Origin of the sequence: Psychrobacter sp., from assembly GCF_030454045.1 — a bacterium.
Taxonomy (GTDB): Bacteria; Pseudomonadota; Gammaproteobacteria; order Pseudomonadales; family Moraxellaceae; genus Psychrobacter.
Genome location: NZ_JAKDJE010000033.1, coordinates 22430 through 31870 on the forward strand (window position 1 = coordinate 22430; position 9441 = coordinate 31870).

Below are 9441 nucleotides of genomic sequence, written 5' to 3' on the forward strand. Positions count from 1 at the left end.
CTAACAGTTACCCCATTGGGGGCTGGTGATCGGTAAAACGTGGTAAAAGTAATTATGTTTTTAAACCTTAACATAGCTTAACATGCTGCCAGTGCTCAAACTGATCTCACGATAAACATCAGGCATAAAAAAAGGCAGACGTTAAACGGCTGCCCTTTGGTGTCAATCATCATAAACAGTTAAGCCTCTAGTTCTGCCTTAGGGGTTAGGGTAACTTGTAAGCCCATGCCGTCAATAATCTTTAGCATGGTGTCAAAACGTGGCTTCTCTGATCGCAATGTCTTGTAAAGGCTTTCGCGTCTTATGCCTGTCTTTTCTGCCAGCTCGTTCATGCCCTTTGCTTTTGCTACATCGTTTAGTGCTTCGATAAACTCACTAGGTGCGCCATCGGTCAATATTTCGTTCAGGTAAGCATTGATAAGGGTTTCATCTGTCAGATATTCCGCTACATCAAATCGGCTAGTTTTAATATTAGTCATTGGGGTGTTCCTTTTCTTGATCCTTAACTCGCTGCCATAAGGTGCAAGCCTTAGAAATATCGTTTGTTTGGCTGTCTTTACTGCCACCTATTAACAATAAATAGAGGGTATCGCCTTGCTGGGCATAATAGACACGGTAACCATTGCCTTTGAATATTCGCATCTCATAGATACCGTTTGTATTGGCTAGTGGTTTATGGTCACCAAAGTTACCGCCTTGCGCTCGCTTGATACGTGCCAATATGCCTACTTTGCCTAACGGGTCTTTTAACTTATGCAACCAACGTTCAAACTGTTCTGTTTGGTCAATATTAATCATAGGGTTAGATTATTAGTAAACTTATAATTTATTGTAAACTTTTGGATAATATATAACAAGCTATGACTGTGCTTGCTGTGTTGTTTATTGTTGATCCATAAAAAAAGGCAGACGATAAACGCCTACCTTTGATTATTTTTGCTGTAACCTAGTTTTTTGCATGGGACACTTGGGACAGTGGGACAACCCTTGTCACTATTGGCTTGTAGCTGTCCCAGCCCGTTTTTAGCCTTTGGGACACTTGGGACAAATTAGCAAATAACGGTATTCTGTCCCAGCTGTCCCAGTGGTGTCCCAGTGCTTGGGACAGGCTCTAGCCCTTGTGGTGTATGGTCTGTCCCATTTGTCCCAGCTGTCCCAGTGCTTTTATTAGTTTCATAGTTTAATATGTCGCTTTTGACAGCATAAACGCGCGTACGATCTTTTTTGAACGGTAACGATACTTTGCACGTTTTACGGTCATGCTCAGTTACGTTCAATAACTTAGCGTCATCTAACACTTGCAGCACTTTGCTTTTATTAAATGGTGAACAGACCTTATCAAAGATGCTAGTAGTAAAATAATATTCGTCTGTGTCGTAGTTATGATAGCCTACGCGGTCATTGATTTTAGGGGCAAAGTCTTGATAGGCGCTGCTATGGCACGGCTGAAAACGACTTGATCCAAACTGTTCAATAAATGCCTTGATATGCTCTATGATTTGGCGCTGCTCATGCTCACCATCACGCCCGTAGTTATCAAGCCAATTATCTAAGCATACCCTAACGGCTGTAGTGGCTTGTCCTGCTTGCCAGCCTGTTATACCTGCCTGTGTTGCCATTTCACCAGCTGCAGCCACAATAGCGAACCGTTTAGCCACTCTATGCGCTTGCGGTGCTAGGTCGCTATATTGGCTCATAAAGTCGCTTACAAGTGCCCTAGCAGTGGCTGTAGTCGCTGCCTTATCATTGGTGATATGTTCAAGCCATGCTATGCCAGCTGATCCATAGTAACTATAGGATAGCTCTTTGATCTTATCGGCTTGCGCTGCGCCTGTTTTTGCCAGTACCAAACTATCAAACGTCTTTAAACCTTTGCCAGCATCAGCATCTATATGAGCTATGCGAACCTCAATACCTGCATTAGTCTTTTGACCTGCTTGCGCCATAAGGTTTTGTAGTGACTCCTCACCATTAGATAAAAAGATAATGCGCCATGTTTTGGCTATGCGGTTATGCCCTGTAGTGGTACTGCGCCCTTTACCTTGACCATTAGCCAGCATATAGCTACTTTTGCCTATGATCTTAGGATCACATTCGCTTACTTCATCTAAGGGTAAAAAACTATCGTTATACTCGCTTGCTGTGCCCTCTAAGGCGTTGTCTGTGCTGCGCCATGTCTTAGTGTAGCTGTCAGGCTTACCCCATACGCTAGCAGCCGTTTTAAGCGATAACGACTTACCCATACTTGATGAACCTAAGATATGAAAACCGCCCCCGTCATCATCTAACAGCTCTAATAATTGACCTGCAAAAGCGCAAGCAATCGAGAAAACAAAACGGCTTTGTTCTGCTAGTGGTTTGCATAATTCGTTACGCCATTGGGCTAATGTCCCTTGCTGGGCTAGTGTGCTGTTAATAGCGTTTGCAGACTGATAGACGGTGATTTGTTTATCATCACCCCCTATTGAGCCATTAGCTAAAATATACTGCTTATCGTGCCAGCCTAACTTATCCACGCATAACGCCCGTTTGTGAATAGGGTAGTTTTGAATATAGGTGTCTAAGTAGCTGCGCTGTTTGGGGTTGGTGGTAATGTTCAAGCCTTGACTGGCAAGCTCACGGCGGTATTCCCTTGCATCACCTTGTAGCAGTGATAATGGCATTGACCACGTATGGGGCACACCATCATCATCACGCCATTGCAATAACCGCCCCCATGTACCGCTGCTTGTGTCCCTTGTCTTAGCGATAACTTCTATCGGTGAACAAACAAACGCCTTAGATTTGAAAGTAATGTTTGCTGGATCATCATCGTTATATTTCACGAAAAATAATCCATCGTGGTAGAGCTCAAAACGCCCATCACTATAGATCATCGGCTCATTCAGCTGGGGATCATCGCGCCACTCAGGATAGTAGGCAGTATCTTGTAAATTAACTAGCTGGGTGTCACTGTCTGCCAGTATCGCTTCATAGCTGTCATGCTGCATCATGGTGACGATATGAGCCACAGTAACCAATGCTTGCGCCTTTACACCTGTCAATAGGTTAATTAAGCCTTTATCATCAAGCGTCATAGGCACAATTACTTGTGATCCGCTGCTCCAGTGCTGCACCATCTTTTTAAGGCACTGCTTTGTTTTGTGAGGGCTAACAATGATTGTCTTATCACTGCTCATTAGGTAGCTGTAAACCTCAATACCGCTATCAAGGTCATTAAACGCTATTATCTCATTGGCTTTGTTTGGCTCACCAATGATGATAGCGCCATAACCTGTAGGATCAATGACAATAGGCTTTGCTTTGCTGTTTGGTGTGTAGAATACCGCGCCTACAATATCGCCTTGTTTATCGGTCAATGCTAAGCCTATGCTGTTGGCTGTTGGTTCGGTTTTGCCTATTTGTTCACCATAATATATAGTGGTGTCACCTGTAACGAATAGCAGCCGTTCAGGTTCTAGCATGTCATTGAGTTTGATTAAAAACGGATCGCCTGCCAGCTGTTCCTCTGTAGGTGGCTTGCAATCTTGTAAGAGAGTATGAGCGCCCATGTTGTCCGCATGGGCTTTTTTATTGTCTATCGTTTGTGGTGTGGTGGTCATCTGTTCCCCCTTGCGTGTGACTGTTTAGGCTGGCGCGTGGCTCTGTACTTCTTGTAGTAGCTTTTGCGCTTGGCGTGCTTACGGCTCTGCTTTGGTGGGTAGGTTTTCATAATTGAACCCTCCACATGCTGCAAATAGTGGCAAGTTTTGCACTACCTGCCAGCCTGTAAATTACACCTTTCAAGGGGTAAAAATATCGTGCTAAAAAGCTGTATTTATTTGGTTGTAACGGGACATATAGAATAAATATTCGTGTTTGATTGCTAGCATTTAAGACTTGATTTGAGGGGGTAAAATTACTCATTATTTGCCCCCTCATTACCATAACGAGTCATTGCTAGGGTTTTCTTGATTGAACCTAACTGGCTTTGCAGTAGCTCATGCCACGTTTCAGTGGTGTCATGCGTTAAGCGTGCCATTGATATAGCAACATCAGGTTTTATTTTTTCGTAGTGAATAAGGGCTAAAAGTTTGCCAATGTCACTTATAACAACGGCTGCGCTCTCAAGGTCACAAGCAATATCTGATAACTCAAAAGATGACATAACAATAACTTCATTGTCGTTCGGTTCGGTTATGTCTATTACTGTGCGCTGGCTGGATTGGTTGGCATTGTATAGCGTGGCTATTGCTTGGCGGTTGGCTGGCGTGTCATGGAATAGTGAGGGTAAGACGTAGCAGTCATCATGATAAGCCCTACCATCAGCGCGATATAAGCACTCAACATTGCCAATATTGATAGTTAGGCAGTCTTTTGACTTTTTGGCTAGGGTATAAGTGCCATTGCCCACAGACGGGCATAGCACGCTGTCACCTGCCTTGAATGTGGCTGGTGTGGTGTTGGTAGTGGTTTGAGTGTTTGAGGTGGTGCTGATTGATTTACCCATGATGGATAACTCCTTTTAGTTTTTGAGTATGTGCCACGCTATACGGTAAAAGTATAGGGTGACGGGTCTTACTCTCGGTACTAAAAGTGACCGCCCCGCATATTCGCCTTTCGGCTATTTTATTTTGCAGCGTCAACCCGTCATAGTCGGTTAGCAAGTGATTTGCTATAGATATGATGGTTTGCCCCCTTGATGCGCTTAAATGCGCTCTTAGGGCTGTGTCTGTATGTTTTGATAGGGATTGAGAGTCCACACCAATAACAGGCACAAAAAAAGCCAATGAATAACGGTCTGGCTTACCGCTTTTAGTTTTCGAGAGGTCTATATAGTAACCATTGTTGGTATTGGTTGCAATCGGTTTTGCTTGTACTGGTTGGCACGCGATTAGTGACAGTAGCAAGCCAATACCTGCCACCCATGCCATAAAGATAGTAAACCTAAGTAGTAAGCTACGTTTGTGGGGCTGGTTGTCTCTGTGCTGCCCGTGGTCGGCTTTTAGATTGGTTTTGTTATCGTTGGTCATTTCTTACGTCCTCCACGTTAAAGGCTATTTCTGCTATGTTTTTCGATAGCTCTTTGAGTGAATTTACTTGCCTATCGACTTTAGGTAGCGAGCCAGCTTGTAATTGATTTTGCAATTCGGCTATTTTGGTCATGGTGTTAATGATGGTCACATTGGCGTGTAAAGTAATGATTAACTGGTCGATAAAGTCATCAGGTATCATCAGCACACCCTTGTCTTTTAACCTGTCCATGACTTGAGTTATAAAGGTGTTATCACTCATGATCTATTGCCTCCGCTTGGTACGGTAATGCGTGTTCACAAAACATCTCGCTAACAATACCTGCCAGCTCGCTATTGCTCAGTAGTGCTGCTTTGACTGCCACAAGCACGCCTTGGCTAACATCGTCTTTTGTATTGATAGCATCTAGCGCGGTGGCTAGGTGGTCGGTATTAATATAAATATCTTGTACGCGGTCATTCATAAGACGTAAGTAAAGGCTATCCACAGTCACTAGGCGGCTGGCTGGGGTGTCGATTGATATGCTAGGGTGATTATTCATTTAGTTAACCTCGCTGTTAGATAGTTCGCTCTCAAGTAATGTCTGCTCATCAAGCCAATAGACCGAAAAACGCTTATCGTTGTGCGTGACTATCTCGCTTTGAATGGTTAGCCCTGCGGTTCTTAGGTCATGTATGCGTTGAGCCAAACAAGTGATTTGGTAAAGGCGGTAAGCGTCCCATGTGGTGATCGTTGCCCCTGTCATCAGGTGTGCTCTAACCGTGTCAATCTGTGTTTTAGGTGCTGGCTCGTTGGTCACTGGGGCGGTGCTGGTGGCTGTAGTCATCATGGCTCTATACCTCGCTAGTGGTTGAGCTGTGAGAGTTAAGCCAGTGGTGCACTTCGGCATAGCTCCATGCTGTCATGGTTGGTGATAGCTTTCTGCCAGCTGGGAAACGCCCATCTTTTGACCATTCAAACAAGGTGGTTTTGCTAAAAGGTAGGAACGGCAAAATGTCCTTAGCTCTACCCATGCCAGTAGTAGGCAGTTGCATAGCTGGACTGTTTGCGGTGGTTGGTTCGGTATCGTGCGAGGTGTCACTAGTAAAAGGAATAACTGGCGTGTTTTGGGTTGGGTGTGTCATGTTCATAGCTCCATGTAGTGTATTGAGCCGTAAAGGTGTTCTACGGCTTACATGGTCTATGTTAGAGGGTGGTAGTAGAGTGTAGAATAGTTGTGCAGCGTAACCATCATTGCTTACGCTGCAAATAGTATTGCTTATGATGTAAATAATAGTGTTTGCATTGCAGACACTATTATTTAATCGTTAGTAAAAATCCCTCTACGGGCTTTGCTGAGGTGATCTCTAATTGTTTCATATTCTAAATCATCTTGATTATGACGCTCATAAATCCATGTTGCTACAGACTTAATAGTTAGGTCTTTACCTAGCTCACTTTGGCGCTGTTTATCTAACTCTAAATATTTTCGCCTTTGCTGTTCCACGTGACCTTGCCATCTAGCTTCATTAGCTTTTTGGGTTCTTTTATTAATATCATCATGAATAAACTGTTTGATTCGTTCATCAGATGGTAGAGTATTTCTTTCTATGGAAGCGCCATAAAAATAAGCGGCATTCATTATGCTAGACACTGCATTGTCCAAGTCTTCTAACATTACATAAAATTGTGCAATTAATGAGCTTAAAATTATGCTGTAACATAAATCAGGCTGTAAATATCTATTTGGTTGTTCATGCAATACTTTGAAAAACTGCTCCTTTCTATTAATTTCAAATAGCTTATCTATCATTTCATGTCTATCTAAGTTCGAATAGTTCTCTAAGAAATATTCAGCTATGGCGCACTTGGCATAATGAAATTTATCCATCAATATTTCAGAGTAAACAGCCGCATCGTCTCCGTGCTGCAAGTCGGCGTGCAATTCAAATTGAATACGTGTTGCTTTAGAAAGTAAAATACTTTGGTTTTCATCAGCACAATTAGAAAGAATTATGCCTCCGCCTCTTTGTATCATAGCGACATGAAGTATTAATCTGTCTTTTTTTGTTAGATCGGTTCCCTCTAAAGTCTCAAAATATTTATTAACTTCATATAACTTTGAGTTTCTAATAAGCTCTATATTAATCATTTATAACACACCCTTACACCCTTTAATCAAAGTAGGTGCAAGGCAGTGACAGCATAAGGGTGTGTAAATAGCTGTCTTTCGGGTAATTAGTCCTAGCCTTGCATAGTCGTTACAGCATGATATTAGCCATGCTTTTGTGTCTGTTGTTTGAAGTCTGCACGGATCACGTTATCCAGCTTGCCAGCGTAAGCATTATCAATGAAGTTTGCCCACTCATTCATCATCTTGGTTCTGTATGGTAGGTGCTGCGCTCCATTGTATGCCTTGCTGATCTTGTTCTCTTTCTCATGTGCTAGCTGTAGTTCTATCGCTTCGTGCATGTATTCTTGTTCGTGCAGGGTAGTGCTGGCAAGTCCACGGAAGCCGTGCCCTGTCATACGTCCTTTATAACCCATGCGCCATAGGGCAGTGATAAAAGCATTGGTACTGTATGGCTTACGGGTTGATGGATTAAAGAAAACGTATTGATCCGAAAAACCTAGCGCCTTGATCTGCTCCAGTAATGCCATTGTTTGCGGTGCTAGTGGTACTAAGTGTGGTCTATCCATTTTCATTTTGTCGGCTGGTATGCGCCATACCTTAGCTTTGTAGTCTATCTCTGACCACTCCATGAAGCGCAATTCTTGAGTACGCACAAACGTATAGCATAAAAACCATAAGCCCAGCTTCACCAGTAGATCACCATCATAGGCGTTAATGTCTTGAAGTAACTTAGGTAGTTGCTGGCTGGTCACACGGCTGTGGTGCTTCACCTTATGCGGTTTTAGTGCTTCGGTTAGGTCGGTAGCTGGGTTGAGATTGGTTAAGCCCTCACGTATTGCTTGTTTGAATATCTGCCCTGTTTGACGCATTGCACGTCTTGCCATATCAGCTGCACCTCTCGCTTCGATAGCTTTACCAATGGCTAAAACATCAGGCGCGGTTATTTCCTCTATGTTCATGTGACCGATGATGGGCTTAATATCGCGCTGGTACTGTGAATAATCACGGCTATAGGTGGTAGGGGCTATATGTGCTTTGCGGTCATCGTGCCAACGCTGGGCTATAGTATTGAACGCCCTTGATCCATCATTGTCCGCTTGTGTCTTTTTCTTATCGTCTTTAGGGTTCACACCATCAGCTATTAGTCTTTTGATCTCAATATTGCGCTGGCGTGCGTTCTGTAGGCTCATTACTGGATAAGTGCCAATAGTGAGGGTTTGCTGCTTACCTTGCCAGCGGTAGGCGCTGATCCATGACTTAACGCCCGTATAACGCACCCATAATTGCAGCCCGTTACCGTCACTATGTTTGTCAGGTCGTTTTGTATCAATAGAGGTGGGGCTAGGCTGTAGCTTATTGATACTGGTATGGGTTAGGGGCATGGGTCTATCCTTTGTTGGTATTGTCCATGTTGGTATTGCTCGATACCAACAATAATACCAACATTCTATATGGAACGCCATACACCTACAAAGTGGTGAAAACCTGAAAAACGCCCAAAATAAAGGGCAGACGGTCTATGACGGTCTGCCCTAAATCTATGTTTGGTCGGAACGGCAGGATTTGAACCTGCGACCACTACACCCCCAGTGTAGTGCGCTACCAGACTGCGCTACGCCCCGAATGGTTGACTATTCTACGCAAAATCTTATATATTGCAAGCGGTTTTAACAGATAGTAGCGTACAAACTGACTTAACTAAAGACTCTTAAATTTTTGTCAGAGAGTTACACATATGATATTTTATTAAAGAATCAAATATTATCATATTACATGCTAGTAATTAGGTCTACAAAAATCCACCAACCAGCAAATAGTACAATAGTAGTCATAGCGAATAGGATAGTAACCCATATTGGTATTCTAACGGCAAGAATATATTGACAGTATCTAACTAGCCATACTGTTATTGCAGCTCCCAAAATGATTATACTCATATAAGAATAATTATGAAATTGTTCACGTATGGGAATGCTTAGATGTTCAAAAAATTGCAAATAGTTATTTGTCAGTGTGATAAGCATGCCAAAGTAAATAAAAAATACTATTGAGTTTAATAGAGCTAGAAATATAGAATTTCTTGACACTATGAAAGATATGAACCAACTGACTAAAAAAGCTATCAACGTTATCAGGCTAAACAGTGTTGTATAAATGCTAGGGTTAAAAAAACCTTTTAAATAGACTACATCAACAATCATTTCCCAGAAAGAGTTATAAAACAAAAAAATAATAACAACTAAAGCCACCCAAGCACTAAAAAAATAAGGTGGTGTATCAAAAAGTATGCTGGAGTAATAAAAGAAGGGTGACAG

General features: G+C 42.7%; 12 protein-coding genes and 1 tRNA gene. All 13 read right to left on the reverse strand.

Annotated features, from left to right (window positions below):
• Positions 1-179: 179 nt before the first annotated feature.
• On the reverse strand, positions 180-479 hold the full coding sequence (locus L0G63_RS07760; RefSeq protein WP_301450123.1) for an addiction module antidote protein: 300 nt from the start codon (positions 477-479) through the stop codon (positions 180-182).
• Positions 472-798, reverse strand: coding sequence for a type II toxin-antitoxin system RelE/ParE family toxin (locus L0G63_RS07765; RefSeq protein ID WP_301450124.1), 327 nt, complete (start codon positions 796-798; stop codon positions 472-474). Before L0G63_RS07765 ends, L0G63_RS07760 begins: the two co-directional genes overlap by 8 nt.
• A 251-nt stretch (positions 799-1049) precedes the next feature.
• Complete coding sequence (locus L0G63_RS07770) at positions 1050-3602, reverse strand: DUF927 domain-containing protein (RefSeq protein ID WP_301450125.1); 2553 nt, start codon at positions 3600-3602, stop codon at positions 1050-1052.
• Between the two features lie 296 nt (positions 3603-3898).
• Positions 3899-4489, reverse strand: a complete 591-nt coding sequence (locus tag L0G63_RS07775) for a hypothetical protein (RefSeq protein ID WP_301450126.1) — start codon at positions 4487-4489, stop codon at positions 3899-3901.
• On the reverse strand, positions 4482-5012 hold the full coding sequence (locus L0G63_RS07780; RefSeq protein ID WP_301450127.1) for a hypothetical protein: 531 nt from the start codon (positions 5010-5012) through the stop codon (positions 4482-4484). The genes L0G63_RS07775 and L0G63_RS07780 overlap by 8 nt, the downstream gene beginning before the upstream one ends.
• Positions 4999-5274, reverse strand: a complete 276-nt coding sequence (locus L0G63_RS07785; RefSeq protein WP_301450128.1) for a hypothetical protein — start codon at positions 5272-5274, stop codon at positions 4999-5001. The genes L0G63_RS07780 and L0G63_RS07785 overlap by 14 nt, the downstream gene beginning before the upstream one ends.
• A complete protein-coding gene (locus L0G63_RS07790; RefSeq protein WP_301450129.1) occupies positions 5267-5554 on the reverse strand; it encodes a hypothetical protein in 288 nt (95 codons plus the stop codon). The genes L0G63_RS07785 and L0G63_RS07790 overlap by 8 nt, the downstream gene beginning before the upstream one ends.
• On the reverse strand, positions 5555-5842 hold the full coding sequence (locus L0G63_RS07795) for a helix-turn-helix domain-containing protein (RefSeq protein ID WP_301450130.1): 288 nt from the start codon (positions 5840-5842) through the stop codon (positions 5555-5557). It abuts the gene before it with no gap.
• Between the two features lie 4 nt (positions 5843-5846).
• A complete protein-coding gene (locus L0G63_RS07800) occupies positions 5847-6137 on the reverse strand; it encodes an AlpA family transcriptional regulator (RefSeq protein WP_301450131.1) in 291 nt (96 codons plus the stop codon).
• A 176-nt stretch (positions 6138-6313) separates the two neighbouring features.
• Positions 6314-7144: a hypothetical protein gene (locus L0G63_RS07805; protein WP_301450132.1), complete on the reverse strand. Its 831-nt coding sequence runs from the start codon at positions 7142-7144 to the stop codon at positions 6314-6316.
• Positions 7145-7266: 122 nt separating this feature from the next.
• A complete protein-coding gene (locus tag L0G63_RS07810) occupies positions 7267-8508 on the reverse strand; it encodes an integrase arm-type DNA-binding domain-containing protein (RefSeq protein ID WP_301450133.1) in 1242 nt (413 codons plus the stop codon).
• A 163-nt stretch (positions 8509-8671) separates the two neighbouring features.
• Positions 8672-8748: transfer RNA gene (locus L0G63_RS07815), tRNA-Pro, on the reverse strand.
• 147 nt (positions 8749-8895) lie between these two features.
• Positions 8896-9441 (reverse strand): hypothetical protein (locus tag L0G63_RS07820; protein ID WP_301450134.1); only part of this gene is annotated, 546 nt, incomplete at its 5' end.